This window comes from Pseudomonas sp. XP1 (genome assembly GCF_053557675.1).
Map to the genome: position 1 here is coordinate 196,114 of NZ_JBNRIJ010000004.1, position 22,233 is coordinate 218,346.

18 protein-coding genes and 2 tRNA genes are annotated in these 22,233 nt (G+C 61.5%); 15 read left to right on the top strand and 5 right to left on the bottom strand.

The genetic code is table 11. The features are described from left to right. Positions 1 to 5: 5 nt before the first annotated feature. The 14 genes from folP (at position 6) to ACK1U9_RS06085 (ending at position 13,242) form a co-directional block, all read left to right on the top strand. Positions 6 to 857, top strand: coding sequence for a dihydropteroate synthase (gene folP / locus ACK1U9_RS06020; protein ID WP_046613133.1), 852 nt, complete (start codon positions 6 to 8; stop codon positions 855 to 857). 16 nt (positions 858 to 873) lie between these two features. Then, positions 874 to 2,214, top strand: coding sequence for a phosphoglucosamine mutase (glmM, locus tag ACK1U9_RS06025; protein ID WP_046613132.1), 1,341 nt, complete (start codon positions 874 to 876; stop codon positions 2,212 to 2,214). Positions 2,215 to 2,279: 65 nt separating this feature from the next. Further along, positions 2,280 to 3,035, top strand: a complete 756-nt coding sequence (gene tpiA / locus ACK1U9_RS06030) for a triose-phosphate isomerase (RefSeq protein WP_046613131.1) — start codon at positions 2,280 to 2,282, stop codon at positions 3,033 to 3,035. A gap of 4 nt (positions 3,036 to 3,039) precedes the next feature. Further along, positions 3,040 to 3,438, top strand: a complete 399-nt coding sequence (gene secG / locus ACK1U9_RS06035; protein ID WP_046613130.1) for a preprotein translocase subunit SecG — start codon at positions 3,040 to 3,042, stop codon at positions 3,436 to 3,438. Between the two features lie 21 nt (positions 3,439 to 3,459). Next, positions 3,460 to 3,545, top strand: a tRNA-Leu gene (locus ACK1U9_RS06040). 100 nt (positions 3,546 to 3,645) lie between these two features. Continuing rightward, a tRNA-Met gene (locus tag ACK1U9_RS06045) sits at positions 3,646 to 3,722 on the top strand. Between the two features lie 130 nt (positions 3,723 to 3,852). Beyond that, a complete protein-coding gene (rimP, locus tag ACK1U9_RS06050; protein ID WP_003249960.1) occupies positions 3,853 to 4,311 on the top strand; it encodes a ribosome maturation factor RimP in 459 nt (152 codons plus the stop codon). 59 nt (positions 4,312 to 4,370) lie between these two features. Further along, entirely contained in the window at positions 4,371 to 5,852 is a 1,482-nt protein-coding gene (gene nusA / locus ACK1U9_RS06055; RefSeq protein ID WP_003258062.1) for a transcription termination factor NusA, read from the top strand. 27 nt (positions 5,853 to 5,879) lie between these two features. Continuing rightward, positions 5,880 to 8,420 carry a translation initiation factor IF-2 gene (gene infB, locus ACK1U9_RS06060; RefSeq protein WP_046613129.1) on the top strand — a complete coding sequence of 847 codons (2,541 nt, stop codon included), beginning with the start codon at positions 5,880 to 5,882 and terminating at the stop codon, positions 8,418 to 8,420. 116 nt (positions 8,421 to 8,536) lie between these two features. Continuing rightward, positions 8,537 to 8,935 carry a 30S ribosome-binding factor RbfA gene (rbfA, locus tag ACK1U9_RS06065; protein ID WP_046613128.1) on the top strand — a complete coding sequence of 133 codons (399 nt, stop codon included), beginning with the start codon at positions 8,537 to 8,539 and terminating at the stop codon, positions 8,933 to 8,935. Between the two features lie 3 nt (positions 8,936 to 8,938). Beyond that, complete coding sequence (gene truB, locus ACK1U9_RS06070; RefSeq protein WP_085599580.1) at positions 8,939 to 9,856, top strand: tRNA pseudouridine(55) synthase TruB; 918 nt, start codon at positions 8,939 to 8,941, stop codon at positions 9,854 to 9,856. 146 nt (positions 9,857 to 10,002) lie between these two features. Continuing rightward, the gene (rpsO, locus tag ACK1U9_RS06075; protein ID WP_003249971.1) at positions 10,003 to 10,272 is read left to right on the top strand and encodes a 30S ribosomal protein S15; all 270 of its coding nucleotides are present in this window, start codon (positions 10,003 to 10,005) and stop codon (positions 10,270 to 10,272) included. 251 nt (positions 10,273 to 10,523) lie between these two features. Then, complete coding sequence (gene pnp, locus ACK1U9_RS06080) at positions 10,524 to 12,629, top strand: polyribonucleotide nucleotidyltransferase (RefSeq protein WP_046613126.1); 2,106 nt, start codon at positions 10,524 to 10,526, stop codon at positions 12,627 to 12,629. 262 nt (positions 12,630 to 12,891) lie between these two features. Continuing rightward, entirely contained in the window at positions 12,892 to 13,242 is a 351-nt protein-coding gene (locus tag ACK1U9_RS06085) for a BON domain-containing protein (protein WP_046613125.1), read from the top strand. Between the two features lie 78 nt (positions 13,243 to 13,320). Here ACK1U9_RS06085 and ACK1U9_RS06090 read toward each other — a convergent pair whose 3' ends face one another. Further along, positions 13,321 to 13,623 (bottom strand): putative quinol monooxygenase, encoded by a 303-nt coding sequence (locus ACK1U9_RS06090; protein WP_046613124.1) that lies wholly within the window; start codon positions 13,621 to 13,623, stop codon positions 13,321 to 13,323. Positions 13,624 to 13,683: 60 nt separating this feature from the next. On the opposite strand from ACK1U9_RS06090, the gene ACK1U9_RS06095 reads away from it, so the two are divergent. After that, positions 13,684 to 14,097: a VOC family protein gene (locus ACK1U9_RS06095; RefSeq protein WP_010955354.1), complete on the top strand. Its 414-nt coding sequence runs from the start codon at positions 13,684 to 13,686 to the stop codon at positions 14,095 to 14,097. Positions 14,098 to 14,229: 132 nt separating this feature from the next. On the opposite strand, the gene ACK1U9_RS06100 is transcribed toward ACK1U9_RS06095, so the two are convergent. The 4 genes from ACK1U9_RS06100 to pgi all read right to left on the bottom strand — a co-directional run bounded on the left by ACK1U9_RS06100 (position 14,230) and on the right by pgi (position 21,922). Then, positions 14,230 to 17,166, bottom strand: a complete 2,937-nt coding sequence (locus tag ACK1U9_RS06100) for a DUF748 domain-containing protein (protein WP_108480737.1) — start codon at positions 17,164 to 17,166, stop codon at positions 14,230 to 14,232. Positions 17,167 to 17,244: 78 nt separating this feature from the next. Beyond that, positions 17,245 to 18,114, bottom strand: coding sequence for an oxygenase MpaB family protein (locus tag ACK1U9_RS06105; protein ID WP_046613122.1), 870 nt, complete (start codon positions 18,112 to 18,114; stop codon positions 17,245 to 17,247). Positions 18,115 to 18,156: 42 nt separating this feature from the next. Then, on the bottom strand, positions 18,157 to 20,091 hold the full coding sequence (gene acs, locus ACK1U9_RS06110) for an acetate--CoA ligase (RefSeq protein ID WP_085599574.1): 1,935 nt from the start codon (positions 20,089 to 20,091) through the stop codon (positions 18,157 to 18,159). 166 nt (positions 20,092 to 20,257) lie between these two features. Next, positions 20,258 to 21,922 (bottom strand): glucose-6-phosphate isomerase, encoded by a 1,665-nt coding sequence (gene pgi / locus ACK1U9_RS06115; protein ID WP_046613120.1) that lies wholly within the window; start codon positions 21,920 to 21,922, stop codon positions 20,258 to 20,260. Between the last annotated feature and the right edge of the window lie 311 nt (positions 21,923 to 22,233).

Here is a 22,233-nt window from a genome sequence, read left to right on the forward strand (position 1 = left end):
CATCTATGAGCTCAGTGCAGTACCCGACCCGGTTGCCTTGCGGCAACCGGGTTCTTGATTTGTCGCGTACCCATGTCATGGGTATTCTCAATATCACCCCTGATTCCTTCTCCGATGGCGGGCGCTTCAACCAGCGTGACGAGGCGTTGCGTCATGCCGAGGCGATGGTTGCCGCAGGTGCCACGCTGATCGACATCGGCGGCGAATCCACGCGGCCGGGCGCGCGCGCGGTATCGGTGACCGAGGAGCTGGAGCGGGTAGCCCCCATGGTCGAGGCGATCAACAGTCGCCTCGATGTGGTCATCTCGGTCGATACCTCCACGCCAGCGGTCATGCGTGAATCGGCGCGTCTCGGTGCCGGGCTGATCAACGACGTGCGTGCCCTGGAGCGCGATGGCGCCCTGGACGCTGCAGCGGATACCGGCCTGCCGGTATGCCTCATGCATATGCGCGGCGAGCCAGGCAACATGCAGGACGACCCGCATTACGAAGATGTGACCGCCGACGTTACGCGTTATCTTGAACAGCGAATGGCCGCCTGTGCTGCGGCCGGCATAGATGCAAACAGAATCATCCTTGATCCGGGCTTTGGTTTCGCCAAGACACTGGCGCATAACCTGAGCTTGTTCAAACACATGGAAGCGCTCTATCGCCTGAAGCGCCCGCTGCTGGTGGGTGTTTCACGCAAGAGCATGATCGGCCTGACGCTGGAACGTCCGGTCGGCGAGCGGTTGTACGGCAGCCTTGCGCTGGCGGCGTTGGCCATGACCAAGGGGGCGAGCATCCTTCGTGTCCATGACGTGGCCGAAACCGTTGATGTGGTGCGCATGATCGCTGCGGTGCAAAACGCCGAATAAGAACATTGGAGTCCCTATGAGCAGAAAATACTTTGGTACCGACGGCATTCGTGGTCGCGTCGGCGAATACCCGATCACGCCTGACTTCATGCTGAAGCTTGGCTGGGCCGCCGGCATGGCCTTCCGCAAGCAAGGCCACTGCCGGGTACTGGTTGGCAAGGACACGCGTATTTCCGGCTACATGTTCGAGTCCGCACTCGAAGCCGGCCTGTCCGCGGCAGGTGCCGACGTGATGCTGCTCGGGCCGATGCCTACGCCGGCTATCGCCTACCTGACGCGTACCTTCCATGCCGAAGCCGGCATCGTCATCAGTGCCTCGCACAACCCGCACGACGACAACGGCATCAAGTTCTTCTCGGGCCAGGGGACCAAGTTGCCGGACGAAGTCGAGCTGATGATCGAGGAATTGCTCGACCAGCCTATGACCGTTGTCGAGTCGGGCAAGCTGGGCAAGGTTTCGCGCATCAACGATGCCGCCGGCCGCTACATCGAGTTCTGCAAGAGCAGCGTGCCGAGCAGCACCAGCTTCGACGGCCTCAAGCTGGTGGTCGATTGTGCTCATGGCGCCACCTACAAGGTCGCGCCAAGCGTTTTCCGTGAGCTGGGTGCCGACGTAACCGTGCTGCATGCCCAACCCGACGGCCTGAACATCAACGAAGGCTGTGGCTCGACTCACATCGAGTCGCTGCAGGCTGCCGTGCTGGTCGGTCATGCCGACCTGGGCATCGCTTTCGATGGTGATGGCGACCGCGTGTTGATGGTCGACCACACCGGCGCCATCGTCGATGGTGACGAGCTGCTGTTCATCATCGCTCGCGACCTGCAGGAGCGGGGCAAGCTGCAGGGTGGGGTGGTAGGCACGCTGATGAGCAACCTGGGCCTGGAGCTTGCGCTGAAGGACCTGGATATCCCGTTCGTGCGGGCCAAGGTCGGTGACCGTTACGTCATGGCCGAGCTGCTGGAGCGTGAGTGGCTGGTCGGTGGTGAAAACTCCGGTCACGTCGTGTGCTGCAATCACACCACCACTGGTGACGCGATCATCGCTGCGCTGCAGGTGCTGATGGCACTCAAGCGTCGCGGCGAAACCCTGGCCCAGGCTCGTCAGGCCCTGCGCAAGTGCCCGCAGGTGCTGATCAACGTGCGCTATGGCGCCAGCAAGGTCGACCCCCTGGAGCACCCGGCGGTCAAGGAAGCCAGTGCCAAGGTGACCGAGGCCTTGGCCGGCCGCGGCCGCGTGCTGCTGCGCAAATCCGGTACCGAGCCGTTGGTGCGGGTGATGGTCGAGGGCGAGGACGAAAGCCAGGTGCGTGCGCACGCAGAAGCGTTGGCCAAACTGGTCGACGAAGTTTGTGTCTGAAGGCGCTTGCCAGCGCAGATAGGGTTGGGTACTATCTGCGCCCACTTTGACCGACGAGGTAAAGCATGCGTCGCCCTATGGTAGCTGGTAACTGGAAGATGCACGGTACCCGCGCTAGCGTCGCTGAGCTGACCGAAGGCTTGAGAAACCTGGCCTTGCCGAGCGGAGTGGAAGTCGCTGTGTTTCCACCGGCCTTGTTCATCAATCAAGTGATCGATGGCCTGGCAGGTAAGGAAATTACTGTCGGCGCACAGAATTCTGCAGTACAACCCGAACAGGGTGCGCTGACCGGAGAAGTTGCTCCGGAACAGCTGGTTGAAGCAGGCTGCAAGTTAGTGTTGATTGGTCATTCGGAGCGTCGCCAGATCATTGGCGAAACTGACGAAGTGCTCAATCGAAAGTTTGCAGCGGCCCAAGCCAAAGGTTTGAAGCCAGTGCTTTGCATCGGGGAAACCCTTGAAGAGCGCGAGGCTGGCAAAACGCTCGAAGTTGTCGGGCGTCAACTAAGCAGTATCATCGAGGAATTCGGTGTTAAGGCTTTTGCCAATGCAGTAATTGCCTATGAGCCTGTATGGGCCATTGGCACTGGCCTTACGGCCACGCCACAGCAGGCCCAGGATGTGCACGCAGCCATCCGTGGCCAGTTGGCGGCAGAAGATGCTGAAGTGGCTGCGAAGGTGCAGTTGCTCTACGGCGGCAGCGTGAAGGCGGCCAATGCGGCCGAACTGTTCGGCATGCCGGATATCGATGGGGGGCTCATTGGTGGGGCTTCCCTGAACGCAGACGAATTCGGTGCAATTTGTCGCGCCGCAGGAAACTGAACAAATGCTGGAAACAGTCATCGTTGTTTTTCATCTGTTGGCAGCGCTGTCGCTTGTAGTGCTGGTTCTGTTGCAACAGGGTAAAGGTGCTGAAGCAGGTGCATCTTTCGGCGCGGGTGCTTCAAATACCGTGTTCGGGAGCCAAGGCTCTGCAACGTTCCTGAGTAAATTAACTGCTATACTCGCTGCCACTTTCTTTTTGACAGCACTTGGGTTAGGATACTTCGCGAAGCAACAAGCTCACCAGCTTAGCCAAGCAGGTCTTCCAGATCCAGCAGTGCTAGAAGTGAAAGAGCCGCAGAAACCGGCAGTTAATGATGATGTACCGGTGCTCCAGCAGCAGAAGAGCGAAACCACTCCTAGCACGGGTGATGTACCTCCTCCGGCACAAGAGCAGAAGTAACGGGTTTCAAGTAGTAGTATTGCCGAGGTGGTGGAATTGGTAGACACGCAACCTTGAGGTGGTTGTGCCCATAGGGTGTAGGGGTTCGAGTCCCCTTCTCGGTACCAATTAAAGCTTGAGAGCCCGCTTTAGCGGGCTTTCTTGCAGGTGAAGGTTCGGATTTGACCCTCAAGAGGGTTCGGTCTTATACTTTTGCCCCAGCTTTGTCGCGGGGTGGAGCAGCTTGGTAGCTCGTCGGGCTCATAACCCGAAGGTCGTTGGTTCAAATCCAGCCCCCGCAACCAGCTTCAGCGGAGCCCCTTTTCAGGGGCTTTTTGCTAACCGAACAGTTTTCGGCGTCGTTGTCCAACGGCGCTTTCAGGGATGGGCGCTTCGCCCATTTTTTATTTGCACAGCATGCACGAGGGGGTTCAGGTGTCGAGCAAGCTAGAACAGTTGCAGGCCTTGTTGGCCCCGGTTGTCGAGGGTCTGGGCTATCAATGCTGGGGGATCGAATACGTTTCCCAGGGTAAGCATTCGGTACTGCGCATCTACATCGACAAGGAAGGCGGTATCCTGGTGGACGACTGCGAAGCGGTCAGCCGTCAGGCCAGCGCAATTCTCGATGTGGAAGATCCGATCAGCAGTGAATACACCCTCGAGGTGTCTTCTCCAGGCATGGATCGCCCACTGTTCACTCTGGAACAGTTTGCCTCGCATGCCGGCGAACAAGTGAAGATCAAGCTGCGCTCACCCTTCGAGGGTCGTCGTAACTTCCAGGGCCTTCTCCGCGGTGTGGAGGAGCAGGACGTGGTGGTCCAGGTGGACAATCAAGAGTTCCTGTTGCCGATCGACTCGATCGACAAGGCCAATATTATTCCCAGTTTTGACTGAGACGTGCCGGGCCCGGCGGACTATCCGGGCCCAATGGCTTGCGCAAGGCGAGGCGTACGATGAGCAAAGAAGTACTGCTGGTTGTTGAATCGGTATCCAACGAAAAAGGTGTACCGCCCGGCGTCATTTTCGAAGCGCTGGAAGTGGCACTGGCCACTGCAACCAAAAAACGTTTTGAAGACGAAGTCGACCTGCGTGTGGAAATCAACCGCCACACCGGTAGCTACGAAACCTTCCGTCGCTGGACCGTGGTCGACGAAGCCGATCTTGATGATCCGGCGATCGAGACCTGGTTGAGCAAGATTCACGAAACCCACCCTGAAGCCAAGGTCGGTGACGTGATCGAAGAGAAGATCGAGTCCATCGAGTTCGGTCGTATTGCCGCCCAGACCGCCAAGCAGGTCATCGTGCAGAAGGTCCGTGAGGCCGAGCGTGCCCAGGTGGTCGATGCCTACCGCGAGCGCGTTGGCGAGATCATCTCCGGTACCGTCAAGAAGGTTACCCGCGACAACGTCATCGTTGACCTGGGCAACAACGCCGAGGCCTTGCTGGCCCGCGAAGACATCATTCCGCGCGAGACCTTCCGTGTTGGCGTGCGCCTGCGTGCGCTGCTCAAGGAAATTCGCACCGAGAATCGTGGCCCACAGCTGATCCTGTCGCGCACCGCGCCACAGATGCTGATCGAGCTTTTCCGCATCGAAGTGCCGGAAATTGCCGAGGGCCTCATCGAAGTCATGGCTGCCTCCCGTGATCCGGGTTCGCGAGCCAAGATCGCCGTCCGCTCCAAGGACAAGCGCATCGACCCGCAAGGCGCCTGCATCGGCATGCGTGGTTCGCGCGTCCAGGCCGTATCCGGGGAGTTGGGTGGTGAGCGTGTGGATATCGTCCTGTGGGACGATAACCCGGCGCAGTTCGTCATCAACGCCATGTCGCCGGCTGAAGTCGCGGCGATCATCGTTGATGAAGATGCCCATGCCATGGACATCGCCGTTGCCGAGGACAACCTGGCCCAGGCCATTGGTCGTGGCGGTCAGAACGTTCGCCTGGCCAGTCAGCTGACCGGCTGGACCCTGAACGTGATGACCGAGAAGGACATCCAGGCCAAGCAGCAGGCCGAAACCGGTGACATCCTGCGCAATTTCATCGATGAACTGGAAGTCGACGAGGAGCTGGCCCAAGTGCTGGTCGACGAAGGCTTCACCAGCCTCGAAGAAATTGCCTACGTACCGTTGGAAGAAATGCTCAACATCGATGGCTTTGACGAAGATATCGTCAACGAGCTCCGCGCTCGAGCCAAGGACCGTTTGTTGACCAAGGCCATCGCTACCGAAGAAAAACTGGCAGACGCCCATCCGGCTGACGACCTGCTCTCCCTCGAGGGCATGGACAAAGACCTGGCGGCGGAACTGGCGGTGCGCGGCGTGGTTAACCGCGAAGACCTGGCCGAGCAGTCGATAGACGATCTGCTCGACATCGACGGCATCGACGAAGAGCGTGCCGGCAAGTTGATCATGGCCGCCCGAGCCCACTGGTTCGAGTAATTAGGCGCGGCCTGAGGAGAGAAGTGCATGACGCAAGTCACGGTGAAAGAACTGGCCCAAGAGGTCGAGGCACCGGTAGAGCGCCTGCTGCAGCAGATGCGTGAGGCAGGTCTGCCGCACACCGACGCCGGTCAGGTAGTGACCGACAATGAGAAGCAGACCTTGCTGACTCATTTGAAGAGCAGCCACAAGAGCAAGGCGGAAGAGCCGCGCAAGATTACCTTGCAGCGCAAAACCACCAGCACCCTGCGTGTCGCCGGTAGCAAGAGCATCAGCGTAGAAGTACGCAAGAAGAAAGTATTCGTGCAGCGTAGCCCGGAAGAAATCCAGGCTGAGCAGAAGCGTGAACTGGAAGAGCGCCGTGCGGCTGAAAACGCCGCTCGCGAGAAGGTCGAGGCCGAAGTTCGCCAGCGCAACGAAGAGCAGGCCCGCCGTCAGGCCGCCGAAACCGCCGCTGCAGCCCCAGCGCCTGCCGCCAAGCCAGAGTCGGCGCCTGCCGCTGCCCCGGCCCCGGTAGTTGCCGATGCCCCGGCGTCCGAAGACGCCGCAGCCCGTGCTGCCGAGCGCAAGAAGGACGAAGCCCGTCGCAACGAAGGCCGTACCCGTGACGAAGACCGTCGTGGTGGCGAGCGTCGTGGCGAGGCCCCGCGCGTGTCGATCAAGGTCAAGGTCAAGGAGAAGGAAAAGGCTCCGACTCCACGGGCCGCACCGCGCACCACCGATGAAGAGAGCGATGGCGTACGCCGTGGCCGCGGTGGCAAGAGCAAGCTGAAGAAGCGCAACCAGCACGGCTTCCAGAACCCGACCGGTCCAGTCATCCGTGACGTGACCATCGGCGAGACCATCACCGTCTCGGAACTGGCCCAACAGATGTCGGTCAAGGCCGCTGAAGTGGTCAAGTTCATGTTCAAGCTGGGTACTCCGGTCACCATCAACCAGGTGCTCGACCAGGAAACCGCTCAGCTGGTCGCCGAAGAACTGGGCCACAAAGTGACCCTGGTCAGCGATACCGCCCTGGAAGACTCCCTGGCCGAATCGCTGAAGTTCGAAGGTGAAGTCGAATCGCGTGCGCCGGTCGTTACCGTCATGGGTCACGTTGACCACGGCAAGACCTCGCTGCTCGACTACATCCGTCGTGCCAAGGTTGCTGCTGGCGAAGCCGGTGGTATTACCCAGCACATCGGTGCCTACCACGTGGAAACCGACCGCGGCATGGTCACCTTCCTCGATACTCCAGGCCACGCTGCGTTCACCGCAATGCGTGCCCGTGGTGCCAAGGCTACCGACATCGTCATCCTGGTGGTGGCGGCGGACGACGGCGTGATGCCGCAAACTCGCGAAGCCGTTCAGCATGCCAAGGCCGCGGGCGTTCCGCTGGTGGTTGCGGTGAACAAGATCGACAAGCCGGGTGCCGATATCGATCGCATTCGCAACGAGCTGGCCGTCGAAGGCGTGACCTCCGAAGACTGGGGTGGTGATACTCCATTCGTCAAGGTTTCGGCGAAGATGGGTACCGGCGTCGACGAACTGCTTGAAGCTGTCCTGCTGCAGGCCGAGATCCTCGAGCTGACCGCTACCCCGACCGCTCCAGGTCGTGGCGTGGTTGTCGAATCGCGCCTGGACAAGGGCCGTGGCCCGGTGGCGACCATCCTGGTTCAGGACGGTACCCTGCGTCAGGGCGACATGGTCCTGTGCGGTTCCAATTATGGCCGCGTGCGCGCCATGCTCGACGAGAACGGCAAGCCTGTGAAGGAAGCCGGCCCGTCGATCCCGGTCGAAATCCTCGGCCTGGACGGTACCCCGGAAGCCGGTGACGAGCTGTCCGTGGTTGCCGACGAGAAGAAAGCCCGTGAGGTTGCCCTGTTCCGTCAAGGCAAGTACCGCGAGGTCAAGTTGGCTCGTGCTCACGCCGGCAAGCTGGAAAACATCTTCGAGACCATGGGTCAGGAAGAGAAGAAGACCCTCAACATCGTCCTCAAGACCGACGTACGTGGTTCCCTGGAAGCACTGCAGGGTTCGCTGTCGGGCCTGGGCAACGACGAAGTTCAGGTGCGTGTGATCGGTGGCGGCGTCGGTGGTATCACCGAAAGCGACGCCAACCTGGCGCTGGCTTCGAATGCAGTACTGTTCGGCTTCAACGTGCGTGCCGATGCCGGCGCGCGCAAGATCGTCGAGCAGGAAGGTCTGGATATGCGTTACTACAACGTGATCTACGACATCATCGAAGACGTCAAGAAGGCTCTGACCGGCATGCTCGGCAGCGATGTTCGCGAGAACATCCTGGGTGTCGCCGAAGTTCGTGACGTGTTCCGTTCGCCGAAGTTCGGCGCCATCGCTGGCTGTATGGTCATCGAGGGTACCGTGTACCGCAACCGTCCGATCCGCGTACTGCGCGAAGACGTTGTGATCTTCGAAGGCGAGCTGGAGTCGCTGCGTCGCTTCAAGGACGATGCCTCCGAAGTGCGTAACGGCATGGAGTGCGGTATTGGCGTGAAGAGCTACAACGACGTCAAGGTCGGCGACAAGATCGAAGTCTTCGAGAAAGTCCAGGTGGCTCGTACCCTGTAAGGGGCGAGCGTGGTGCAGGCCCCGCCCTTGGGCGGCTGGCAGCGCCTCTGAAGGTAGCGCCCGGTCAGGCTTCAGCCTGGCCGGGCGTTTGCCGCTTTAAGTTACAGGTAGCAAGAATGGCAAAAGAATATAGCCGTACCCAACGCATCGGCGATCAGATGCAGCGCGAGCTGTCGGAGCTGATCCGCCGTGAAGTCAAAGACCCGCGCGTCGGCCTGGTGACCATCACTGCCGTAGACGTCAGCCGCGACCTTGGCCACGCCAAGGTGTTCATCACCGTGATGGGCCAGGACGGCGCCGACGCCGTGCCGCAGACCCTCAAGGCCCTGACCAGCGCCGCGAGCTTCCTGCGCCTGCACCTGGGGCGTGTGATGCAACTGCGCAGCGTGCCGCAATTGCATTTCCACTTCGACGAAAGCGTCAGCCGTGGTGCCCACCTGTCGGCATTGATCGAGCGCGCGGTCGCCGAAGACCGTCTGCACAAGGATGCCGACAAGCCGGACGCCGAGGAGTAAGCGGTGGCCCAGGTCAAACGTATCCGCCGCAACGTCAGCGGCATCATCCTGCTCGACAAGCCGCTGGGCTTCACCTCCAACGCGGCCCTGCAAAAGGTGCGCTGGCTGCTCAATGCGGAAAAGGCCGGCCACACTGGCAGCCTCGACCCGCTGGCAACCGGCGTGCTGCCGCTGTGCTTTGGCGAAGCAACCAAGTTTTCGCAGTACCTGCTCGATTCCGACAAGGGCTACGAAACAGTCATGCAGATGGGGCAGACTACCAACACCGGCGATGCCGAGGGTGAGGTGCTGCAGACTCGCGACGTGACCGTTGGTCGCTCCGACATCGAGGCCCTGCTGCCGCGTTTTCGTGGCCAGATCAGCCAGATACCGCCGATGTACTCGGCGCTCAAGCGTGACGGCCAGCCACTGTACAAGCTGGCACGTGCAGGAGAGGTAGTGGAGCGCGAGGCGCGTTCTGTTACTATTGGCCGCTTGGAGTTGCTCGAGTGCGAAGGCACCCGTGCGCGGTTGAGCGTAGGATGCAGCAAAGGCACCTATATCCGCACCCTGGTGGAGGATATCGGCGAGGCTCTTGGCTGCGGCGCCTATGTCGCCGAGCTGCGCAGGACCCAGGCCGGGCCTTTCGCGCTGGCGCAGACGGTCACTCTCGAGGAACTCGAACAGGCCCACGCCGAAGGCGGCAACGAAGCGCTCGACCGCTTCCTTATGCCTTCTGACAGCGGCCTGCAGGACTGGCCACTGGTGTGCCTGTCCGAGCACAGTGCGTTCTACTGGCTGCATGGGCAGGCGGTACGCGCGCCGGACGCGCCACAATTTGGCATGGTCCGGGTACAGGATCACAATGCACGCTTCATCGGTATCGGTGAAGTGAGCGAAGACGGGCGCATTGCGCCGCGTCGGCTGATTCGGTCGGAATGACCGAAACCGCGGGGCCGGGCAATTGCCAGGTTCCACGGGACCAAGGGTGGCTGTCAGTAGGCACGGTCACACCTTTTTTATTAATACAGGGATTTGTCCCTGGCCTATTGGACCCGCATGCGGGATCCGTTATCAGGAGAAGCCACATGGCCCTCAGCGTTGAAGAAAAAGCTCAGATCGTTGCCGAATACCAGCAAGCCGCCGGCGATACCGGTAGCCCGGAAGTGCAGGTTGCTCTGCTGACCGCCAACATCAACAAGCTGCAAGGCCACTTCAAGGCCAACGACAAAGACCACCACTCCCGTCGTGGTCTGATTCGTATGGTCAACCAGCGTCGTAAGCTGCTGGACTACCTGAAGGGCAAAGACACCACTCGTTACAGCGCCCTGATCGGTCGCCTGGGTCTGCGTCGCTAATAGCGGCCTGGCCAGTGGTGTGCATGGCGTGTCGCAGGCTTCGGCAGGGCTGTTTTGCAGCGCTGCCGTTGGACACGCCACGCGTATCTCCGAGGTTGGCAGCCTGGCAACGCTGAGCGGATCTTCCGCTTGGCGCCAGGCTCCCAGCCTCGTGTTGTATCTGGACGGTCAATGGGGCCGATTCCCCGTTCTGCCCAAGAATTCGCAAGAAACCAGTTCCCCCCAAGAGCCACTGAAAAAGGTAGGAAACCGTGAACCCGGTAATCAAGACTTTCCAGTTCGGTCAATCGACCGTTACTCTCGAAACGGGCCGTATTGCCCGTCAGGCAACCGGCGCTGTGCTGGTTACCGTCGACAACGACGTCACCGTGCTGGTGACCGTGGTAGGCGCCAAGCAGGCTGATCCAGGCAAGGGTTTCTTCCCGCTGTCGGTTCACTACCAGGAAAAGACCTACGCCGCCGGCAAGATCCCGGGTGGCTTCTTCAAGCGTGAAGGCCGTCCTTCCGAGAAAGAGACCCTGACCTCGCGCCTGATCGACCGTCCGATCCGTCCGCTGTTCCCGGAAGGCTTCATGAACGAAGTGCAGGTTGTCTGCACCGTGGTTTCCACCAGCAAGAAGACCGACCCGGACATCGCTGCGATGATCGGTACCTCGGCTGCCCTGGCCATTTCCGGCATTCCGTTCGAAGGCCCGATCGGCGCCGCTCGCGTTGCCTTCCACGAAAGCACCGGCTACCTGCTGAACCCGACCTACGAGCAACTGGCTGCCTCGAGCCTGGACATGGTCGTTGCCGGTACCGAATCGGCTGTACTGATGGTTGAATCGGAAGCCAAAGAGCTGACCGAAGACCAGATGCTGGGCGCCGTACTGTTCGCACACGACGAATTCCAGGCCGTGATCCAGGCCGTCAAGGAACTGGCCGCCGAAGCCGGCAAGCCGACCTGGGACTGGCAGCCAGCCCCGGCCAATGTCGAGCTGATGAACCTGGTGCGTGGCGAGTTCGGTGAAGCCGTTTCGCAGGCATACACCATTACCCAGAAGGCTGACCGCTACAACCGCCTGGGCCAGCTGCGCGACGAAGCTGTTGCCCGTCTGAGCAACGAAGAGACCGGCCCGTCCGCCAGCGCCATCAAGGACATCTTCGGCGAACTGGAATACCGCACCGTCCGTGAGAACATCGTCAACGGCAAACCGCGTATCGACGGCCGTGACACCCGCACCGTGCGCCCGCTGAACATCGAAGTCGGCGTATTGCCGAAGACCCACGGTTCGGCGCTGTTCACCCGTGGTGAAACCCAGGCCCTGGTTGTCGCGACCTTGGGTACCGCACGTGACGCCCAGCTGCTGGACACCCTGGAAGGCGAGAAGAAAGACCCGTTCATGCTGCACTACAACTTCCCGCCATTCTCGGTGGGTGAGTGCGGCCGCATGGGCGGCGCCGGCCGTCGTGAAATCGGTCACGGTCGCCTAGCCCGTCGTGGCGTGCAGGCCATGCTGCCGAGCGACAGCGACTTCCCGTACACCATCCGTGTGGTTTCGGAAATCACCGAATCCAACGGTTCCAGCTCCATGGCTTCGGTCTGCGGTGCTTCCCTGGCCCTGATGGACGCCGGTGTACCGATGAAGGCCCCAGTTGCTGGTATCGCCATGGGTCTGGTCAAGGAAGGTGACAAGTTCGCTGTCCTGACCGACATCCTGGGTGACGAAGACCACCTGGGCGACATGGACTTCAAGGTAGCCGGTACCGCCAAGGGTGTTACCGCGCTGCAGATGGACATCAAGATCAACGGCATCACCGAAGAGATCATGGAAATCGCCCTGGGCCAGGCCCTGGAAGCGCGCCTGAACATCCTCGGCCAGATGAACCAGATCATCGCCCAGTCGCGTAGCGAGCTGTCGGCCAACGCTCCGACCATGATCGCGATGAAGATCGACACCGACAAGATCCGTGACGTCATCGGTAAAGGCGGCGCCACCATTCGCGCCATCTGCGAAGAGACCAAGGCTTCGATCGACATCGAAGACGATGGCTCGATCAAGATCTTCGGCGAAACCAAGGAAGCGGCAGAGGCTGCCAAGCAGCGCATCCTGGGCATCACCGCCGAGGCCGAGATTGGCAAGATCTACGTCGGCAAGGTCGAACGCATCGTCGACTTCGGTGCCTTCGTCAACATCCTGCCTGGCAAGGACGGCCTGGTACACATCTCCATGCTGAGCGATGCTCGCGTCGAGAAAGTTACCGACATCCTGAAAGAAGGCCAGGAAGTCGAAGTACTGGTACTGGACGTGGACAACCGCGGCCGTATCAAGCTGTCGATCAAGGATGTTGCCGCGGCCAAGGCCTCGGGCGTCTAAGCGACTGCCACGCTACAGGAAAGGGCCCTTCGGGGCCCTTTTTTCATGGGCGAAAGGGAACCTTTTGCGGACTTGCATCTTGCATGCAGGTTTACGGTGCGGATTGCAAAATGCACGACGACAGGAATACTGATTTTTCGTTAACTTATTGATTTAAAAGGAAACAAGCGAGGCGGAAAAGCTGGCACAGCGCGTGCAACTACCTTCATATCTGACGCCAGGACATACGGCGCAGACCTTTCGAAAAACAGGAGTGACTCACATGAAGAAGTTCGCCATTGCTGCCGCTACTGCTACCGCCCTGACCCTGACCCTGGCTAACGGCGCATTCGCTGCAGAGCCAACCCAGGCTCCAGTCATGTTGGCCGCCAATACCGTGGACAACGCCAAGCAGGAAGGTTCTGACACCTGGATCACCACCAAAGTGAAAGCGGACCTGCTGACTGAAAAAGGTATTCCAGGCAGCGACATCAAAGTCGAGACCAGCCAAGGTGTCGTCTCGCTGTCGTCTGACGTGGCGGTGACTCAGTCCCAGAAAGAAGAAGCTGTTCGTATTACCAAGAACATCAAAGGCGTCAAGAGTGTGATGTCGGATGGCCTGAAAGCCGAATAAGGATTGTCCCGTCGGCCAAACGGATTTGGCCATCTTTGCTCCGAGCCCCGGCTATTTGCCGGGGCTTTTCATTTGCGGCTAGTAAACCGGGTTACGTGCGATCACATCACTCTCGAAGCATTCCTGCTCGATGATCAGCGGCTCGACCAACGGCCGGCTATCGCGAAAGTGCGCGGTTTCGGTGTGCGCTTCATACGCCGCTTCATCGCGGTAGATCTCGTACAGGTAGATCACCTCCGGGTCGGCCCGGTCCTGCGACACGTCGAACACAAGGCAGCCCGATTCGGTGGCGACAGACGCTGCGGCATTGACCTTGATCGCAGTCAGAAAATCTTCGGCGCAACCGGGCTTCACTCGGGTCTTGATGAACAGGCTATACACAAGGCTCTCCTTTTGTTTTAAATTCTACTGTGAATTGTATACAAAAATGGAGCCTCGCCAATGTCCGAATTGCCTGCCCGCCCTGGTCGCCTGAATGGCCTGCGTCATATTGCCTTGTTGGTGCCCAACCTTGAGGAGTGCGAACGTTTCTACGTCGATGTGCTGGGCATGGAGGTGCTGAACCGGGCCAACGAAGACCTGGTGTATCTCACTTGTGGTAACGACAATCTGTCGCTGGGGCGTGGGGCAGGGGCGGCCAATGGGTTGCAGACCCTGGACCACTATGGGTTCATCGTCGATAGCGTGGAGGAGCTGGAAGCCTGGTACCAGTACTTCAAGGCGCACGGCGTGACCTTGCTGGACCGGCCGTTCAACCATGGTGACGGGGCGCGCAGCTTTCACCTGCTGGACCCGGCAGGGAACAAGGTGCAGCCGTTGTATCACCCGGCGGTGTCGGGCCAGCGTTTGGTGTGAAGCCTGTACCGGCCTCTTCGCGGCGGTTCGGCGCCCCGATGAGCTCCCACAGGGAGCGCGCACAGCTCAAGGCCAGCGCATACCTTGTGGGAGCGGGTTTACCCGCGAAGAGGCCAGCCCTGCTGGTAGAAACTACTCGGCATCCAGATGCATCGGCGTCACCACCCGCCCATCGCTCTCGGCCTGGCCCAGGTTGGTATCGATGAAGTACACCCGGTCATCTTCCAGCTGGCCTTTGTCCACCAGGTAATCCTTGATGCTGCTGGCCCGCTCCTGGCCCAGCGTGCGCAGCAGCGCAGTACTCTCGGCCCAGGACTTGATCACCGCCTCGCGCAGCTTGGCGGTGCGCTCGTCACGGCCCAGTTGCTCCCATTCGGCAGGCGGCTGCTGTTTCAGGCGATTACGGTAGATGCCTTCGAGCATCGCTGGTTTGTCGCTGTCGTCGACCACCAGCATCGAGGCATTGGCCGGTACCTTGTCACCGCGACGCTGCAGGATCTTGTACCAGGTGGCCTGGTACTCACGCTCCAGGCGCTGCTGGGCGATCAGCGGGCCATCGCTGGCCTGGGCACTGGTGCCTTCGATTTCCAGACGCAGCTCCGGGCGTTCCTTCAGGGCCGACGCCAGCTTGTCCAGCGATGCCTTGGCGTCGCCACCGAGCTCGCTGGAGCCCGGCGCGAAGGACACGTTGCCCAGGTCTTCCGAGCCACCGCCGGCAACCAGCCCGCCAATGAACTTGAACGGTGCCTGCGCCGCACGCAACACCAGGTTGCGCAGTGTTTGCCAGACGATCGGCATCACGCTGAACTGCGGGTTGTTGAGGTCGCCTGACACAGGCAGCTCGATCGAGATCTTGCCTTCTGTATCCTTCAGCAACGCCACCGCCAGTCGGATCGGCAGGTCCACTGCGTCCGGGCTGTCGACCTTCTCGCCCAACTGCAGCTGCTCCACCACCACCTTGTTCTCGGCCTTCAGCTGGCCATTGGTGATCAGGTAGTGCAAGTCGAGGTTGAGCCGGCCCTTGCGGATGCGGAAGCCGGCGAACTTGCCGGAGTAGGGGGTGAGTGTGGTCAGCTCGACCCGCTTGAAACTCGTGGCGATGTCCAGGCTGGCCAACGGGTTGAAAGGGTTCAGGGCGCCTTTGATGGTGACTGGCGCGTAGCGGTCGACCTTGCCCTTGACGTCGACCTTGGCCGGCACCGGCTTGCGGTTGTCGATGGTGCCGATCCGGCCGTTGAGCTGCTGGATGGCCGTAGCGAAGTTGGGTGTGAGAGACAGGTCGGCGAAGTTGGCCGAGCCGTCGTTGATGTCGATCTGGCCGATGTGGATGCCCAGCGGCTTGTCGTTGCTGGCAGCGGCCGGCTTGGCCTGGCTGGTTGCCGGAGCGCCGGCCGGCTGCGGGATCAGCAGGTCGTTGATGTTGGTGGTGCGGTCTTCGTTGATGATGAAGCGCGCATAGGGTTGCAGCAGGGTCACCTTGTCGATCGACAGCGCATCGCCGTGCACGTAGGACAGGCCATCGACGTTCACCTGCTGCCATTTGACGAAGTCACGGCTCTTGATGGTGTCGAGGGTGTGCAGCTGGCTGACCTGTGCCTTGCCGGTAACGCTGAAGGCCAGCGGTGCGGTGTTCTTCAAGTCGACCTTGAGGTCGCTGGCGAGCATGCCACTGCGCAGCTCCAGCAGAATGAACGGGCTTATATAGGCTTGGGCCACTCGCAGGTCGATGTCGCGGCTGCTCACGTCCAGCTTGGCCCAGATGGGCGCCAGGTTGACCTGGCCGGCTGCCTGCAGTTTGCCTTGCTTGCCCACACCGGTATCGAGCTTGAGCGTGAAAGGCGACTTGTTGAGGCTGTCGAAACCTTGCAGATCGGCATTGAGCGGGCCGACGTCCAGGGCCACCGGCTCCTTCTGGGTACGGTCTGCCAAGTGCACCAGATAGTTACGCAGTTGCACGTCCTTGAGCAACACCTGCCAAGGTTTGCTTGGCTCCTTGGCGGCTTGCTGTTCGGGCGTTGGCTCGGCGGTGGCAGGCTCGGCCTTTTCCTTCGGCGTGGCTTTGGCCGGCTGGCTGGCGAACAGCTTTTGCCAGTCGAGCTGGCCGTCCTTTTCCAGCGCAGCCCAGGTTTCCAGTTTTTCGCTGCGGATCTTGCCCACGGTGACCAGCTGCTTGACCAGGTCGACCGAGGTTTCGCTTACCTCCAGGCTGGCCAGGCGTGCCAGCGGCCGGCCATCCGGGGCCTTGATGGCGAACGGAGCAATGCGCACCGACGCGTTGTCCAGCAACAGTTCGGTCTGTTTGGCAAGGTTGAGCTTGTAGTGGGTGTCGAGGCTGACCACGCCTTCTTCCAGCACCAGTGGCACGGCATCGCGTACATAGGGCCAGAATGCCTTCATCCTGCCTTCGGTGATCTTCAGTGTGCCTTCAGAGGCTATTGGCGCCAGGCTCAGGGTGCCTTTCCAGTCGATGCGCCCGCCGTTGGGGCCGATGGCCACCAAAGTCATGTCGGCGTTGTCGTTGGGCAGGGTGCTGAGATTTTTCAGCTCCAGGTTCATGTTGTCATAGAGGAACTCGATCGGCTCGCCCGGGCGCAGGTCCTCGAAGTGCAGGTAGCCGTCGCTGAGCTTGATGCTGCCGATGCGTAGCGGGAACGGGTCGCTGGGCGGTTCGTCAGGTTTGGCTTCGCTGGCTGGCAGTTTGAACAGGCGGGTCAGGTTGAGGGTACCGTCCTTGGCGAACAGTACTTCGTTGCGTGGCTTGACCAGTTCCACTGCGTCAAGGTGCAGGGCGCCACTCCACAGGCTGTCGAGCGAGAGGTTGGCGTATAGCCGGTCGAAGCCGACCTGCTCCTTGCCAGGCTCGCCGATCCGCAGGCCCCACAGCGTCAGCTCGAGGCTGAAGGGGTTGAGCTCGATCCGTTCGAGATGGGCAGGCACGGTTGCGTACTCGGCCAACTGCTGGTTGGCGATGCGCAGCGCGACACCGGGGAGAACGAGAAAGCCGAGAAGGCTGTAGAGGGCTACCAAGGCCAGCAGTGCGCCAACGGCGCGAGTCAATCCTTTGTACATGTGTCGCTTCGTCTGTCTAAGCAGGAGAGCTTGGAGTATGGCACGTTAAATCAGTTCCGCTGAGGCGACCATTCGACTTCATTCGATGCCCATGCGCCGTTTGGCCCGGTGCGCCGAGCCGTCACGCATCGCCCAGCGCAGTACTGGCGCGGTGCGTTGCAGGCCCAGGCGGATGATGCGCCGCTGCAACGGGCCGTGCTGCAGCCCGAGCATGGTCTGGGCCCACCCCGGCAGCAGGTCGATGCCGGCATGCAGCATCAGCTTGCCCACCGGCTTTGCCAGGCGACTGGGGGCGGGGGCATCGAGCAGGATGCCGACCACCTCATGGCTGCGGGCGTCGCAGTGCAATTGTGGCCGCATGCGCTGCAGGTAGTCCTCGACCTGCTGGCACGAGCGCGGCACGTCGCGGGCGCCAAGGCGCTCGGCGATCAGCGCGATCTCTGCGTAGTAGGCATCCTGCTCTGCGCGCGCAAGGTGCGGGTTGCGGTAACGCAGATGGGCGGCGAGGAAGCTGCTGACTTCCGCCACATGCACCCAGGTCAGCAGGTCCGGGTCGCTGGCCGCATACGGGCGGCCATCCGGCGCGATGCCGGTCACCTGAAGGTGGATGGTGCGCACTTTGTCGATCAACCATTCGGCATCGCGGGTGGCGCCGAAGGTGGTGCCGGAAATGAATTGGCTGGTGCGGCGCAGGCGACCGAGCAGGTCTTCACGAAAGTTGGAATGGTCCCACACCCCGGCCAGGGCCAGCGGGTGCAGCAACTGCAGCATGAGGGCGCTGATGCCTCCGACCAGCATGCTCGGGAAGTCGCCATGTACCCGCCAGCTGATACTGTGCGGGCCGAACAGGCCGGGGTCGCCCTTGGGCGATTCCAGGTCGAGCTGGCCGAGGGCCAGCCCGGTAAGGCTCATGACCTGGGTTTCGATGCGGCGGCGAAGGGCTTCCATGGCGACCTGTGGTTCAGGGCGGCCAACAACAGCGGCCGCCGGTTACTGGTTGAGGCGTTTGTCGATAAGGCCCTGCACCACGCTGGGGTCTGCCAGGGTCGAGGTATCGCCCAGGTTGTCGAGTTCGTTGCAGGCGATCTTGCGCAGTATACGCCGCATGATCTTGCCTGAGCGTGTCTTGGGCAGCGCCGGAGCCCACTGGATCAGCTCGGGCTTGGCGAAACTGCCGATTTCCTTGCTGACCAGGGCCAGTAGCTCGGCCTTGAGCGCGTCGTCCGGTGTTACGCCATTCATCGGTGTGACGAAGGCGTAGACGCCTTGGCCCTTGAGGTCGTGGGGGTAACCGACCACCGCCGCTTCGGCAACGCTGTCATGCAGCACCAGCGCGCTTTCCACTTCGGCGGTACCGATACGGTGGCCGGAAACGTTGATCACGTCATCGATGCGACCGGTGATCCAGTAGTCACCATCGGCATCGCGGCGGGCACCGTCGCCGGTAAAGTAGTAGCCGGGCATCGGCTTGAAGTAGGTGTCGACCATGCGCTGATGGTCGCCATAGACGCTTCGGATCTGCCCAGGCCAGCTGGCCTTGATCGCCAGCAGACCGGCACCGGGGCCCTCGATGAGCTTGCCCTTTTCGTCCAGCAGCACTGGTTGCACGCCGAACATGGGCTGGGTGGCACAGCCGGGCTTGAGCGATTGCGAGCCGGGCAGCGGGGTGAGCATGATGCCGCCGGTTTCAGTCTGCCACCAGGTATCGACGATAGGGCAGCGCTTTTGCCCGACTTCTTCGAAATACCACTCCCAGGCTTCGGGGTTGATCGGCTCGCCGACGCTACCCAGCAGACGCAGGCTCTGGCGTGAAGTGCCCTGCAGCGGCGCGGAGCCTTCGCGCATCAGCGCGCGCAAGGCGGTAGGGGCGGTGTAGAAGATGTTCACCTTGTGTTTGTCGACCACTTGCCAGAAGCGCGAGGTGTCCGGGTAGTTGGGTACGCCTTCGAACATCAGCGAGATCGCGCCATTGGCCAGCGGACCATAGACGATGTAGCTGTGGCCGGTAACCCAGCCGACATCGGCGGTGCACCAGAACACCTCGCCGTCACGGTAGTCGAACACCACCTTGAAAGTGAGGGTGGCCTGCAGCAGGTAGCCGCCCGTAGTGTGCAGCACGCCCTTGGGTTTGCCGGTGCTGCCGGAGGTGTAGAGGATGAACAACGGGTCTTCGGCGCCCATTGGCTCGGGAGCGCAGTCGTCGCCGGCCTTTTCCGTGGCCTCGTGGTACCAGAGATCACGGCCTTCGGTCCAGGCGACATCGCCGCCGGTGCGGCGAACCACGAATACGCTGCTGACCGCGGGGCAGCTGGCCAGGGCCTTGTCGACGTTCTGTTTCAGCGGTATGCGTTTGCCGCCGCGCACGCCCTCATCGGCGGTGATCACCGTACGGCAGTCGGCATCGAGGATACGGTCGCGAAGAGCATCGGGCGAGAAGCCGCCGAACACCACCGAGTGGATGGCACCGATGCGGGTGCAGGCAAGCATGGCGAAGGCGGCTTCGGGGATCATCGGCATGTAGATGCACACCCGGTCACCTTTCTTTACCCCGCGTGCTTTCAGCGCATTGGCCAGGCGGCATACCTGGCGGTGCAGTTCGCGGTAGGTGATGGCCTTGGAATCCTTGGGATCATCGCCCTCCCACAGCAGGGCGGTCTGTGCGCCGCGTCGGTCCAGGTGGCGGTCGATGCAGTTGTAGCTGACGTTGAGCTGGGCGCCGTCGAACCAGCGAGCGTTGCCGGTCTTCAGGTCGCATTGCTGCACGCTCGACCAGGGCTTGATCCAGTCCAGGCGCCTGGCCTGTTCGGCCCAGAAGGTGTCGGGGTCATCCACCGACTGGCGGTAGAGGCGGCGGTACTCGTCGGGAGTGAGGGCGGCGGACTGGCCGGCGGCCAGGGCCTGGGGGTAGTTGCGGATATCGAACATGGCGGGTGGTCCTGCTCTTGTAAGGGGCGATGGACTGCAACGGCTATTCGATAGGACAGTGTAGCCAGAGGTGATGTTCCTTGAGGGTAGACTCGGTCCCTGTAGGAGCGGCCTTGTGCCGCGATGGGCCGCTCCTACACGGAGCGGCCGTATGACGGCTTTGGGATCAACCGCGGTGACGGCCGCGGAAGTAGTTGATCAGGCCTTGGGTGGAGCCATCTTCGGCGCTCTCTTCCAGGCTGCCGACCAGGCGTTGGTAAACGCCTTTGCCCAGCTCCTTGCCCAGCTCCACGCCCCACTGGTCGAAGGCGTTGATGCCCCAGATCACGCTCTGTACGAAGACCTTGTGCTCGTACATCGCCACCAGCGCGCCCAGGCGGCGGGGGCTGATGCGTTCCACCACCAGGGTATTGCTCGGGCGGTTGCCTGGGATGACCTTGTGCGGGGCAAGCTTTTCGATGTCTGCTTCGTTCAGGCCTTTGCCACGCAGCTCGGCTTCGGCTTCCTCGCGGGTCTTGCCCAGCATCAGCGCCTGGCTCTGCGACAGGCAGTTGGCGTACAGCCACTGATGATGGTCGGCCACCGGGTTGAAGCTCACCACCGGCACGATGAAGTCGGCCGGAATAAGCTGGGTGCCCTGGTGCAGCAACTGGTGGTAGGCATGCTGGCCGTTGCAGCCGACGCCGCCCCAGATCACCGGGCCGGTGTCGGTCTTCACCGGGGTGCCGTCCTGCAGCACGCTCTTGCCGTTGGACTCCATGTCCAGCTGTTGCAGGTGCTTGGTGATGTTGCGCAGGTAGTGGTCGTACGGCAGGATCGCGTGGCTCTGGGCGCCCCAGAAGTTGCCGTACCACACGCCCAGCAGGGCCAGCAGTACCGGCATGTTCTTTTCGAACGGCGCGGTCTGGAAGTGCTGGTCCATGGTGTAGGCACCGGACAGCAGCTCCTTGAAGTTGGCGGTACCGATGGCCAGGGCGATCGGCAGGCCGATGGCCGACCACAGCGAGTAGCGCCCGCCCACCCAGTCCCACATCGGGAAGATGTTTTCTTCGCGGATGCCGAAGGCCACGGCGGCGGCCTTGTTGCTGGAAACGGCGATGAAGTGGCGGTACAGCTCGGCTTCCGAGCCACCCTGGGCCAGGTACCAGGTACGCGCGGCCATGGCGTTCTTCAGGGTCTCGAGGGTATTGAACGACTTCGACGAGACGATGAACAGAGTGGTTTCGGCGCGCAGGTTCGCCGATAGCTCGTGAAACTCACTGCCGTCGATGTTCGCCAGGTAGTGGCAGCGCACACCGCGCTGGGCGTAGGGCAGCAGCGCCTCGGAGACCAGCTCGGGGCCGAGGAACGAGCCACCGATGCCGATGTTGACCACGTCGGTGATCGGTTTTTCGCTGTAGCCGCGCCACAGGCCGTCGTGGATGCGGCCTACCAGTTCGGTGATCTGGTTGAGCACCTTGTGCACTTCCGGCATGACGTTCACGCCGTTGACGCTGAGTTTGTCACCCACCGGCCGACGCAGGGCGGTGTGCAGCACCGGGCGCCCTTCGGAGGCGTTGATGATTTCGCCACTGAACATGGACTTGATGGCGTCCTGCAGGCCCACTTCGTTGGCCAGGTTCACCAGCAGGTCGCGGCTTTGTTCGGTGATCAGGTTTTTCGAGTAGTCGAGGAACAGGCCGCAGGAACTCAGGGAGAACTGGTCGAAGCGCTTGGCATCGGCGGCGAACGCTTCGCGCATGCTGAAGCCTTGCATGGCGTCGCGGTGTTGCTGGAGCGCCTGCCAGGCGGGCAGGGCCGTGACATCGTGGGGTGTACGGTAATACGCCATTGCGCGGGGTTCCCTTGGTGCGTGGTGAGACCTTGGACACGGCACTCATTGCCGGGTTCAGGCTGGCACCATTATAGGCAAAGGCCACTTGCAGGGAATGGGTAAGGCGGGGGAATTTGGGGGAGGCAACTGTCTTGTATCGCTTGTACTGGCCTCATCGCCGGCAAGCCAGCTCCCACAGGGACTGCACACGGCATCGAGGCCGATGCGATCGAGTTGGGAGCTGGCCGATATCGGCCGGCGCCTGGCCAAGGACCTGCTGGGTGATGAAAACAAGGTCGAGTTCGTCGCCGTGGAGCCGGCCAGCCGTA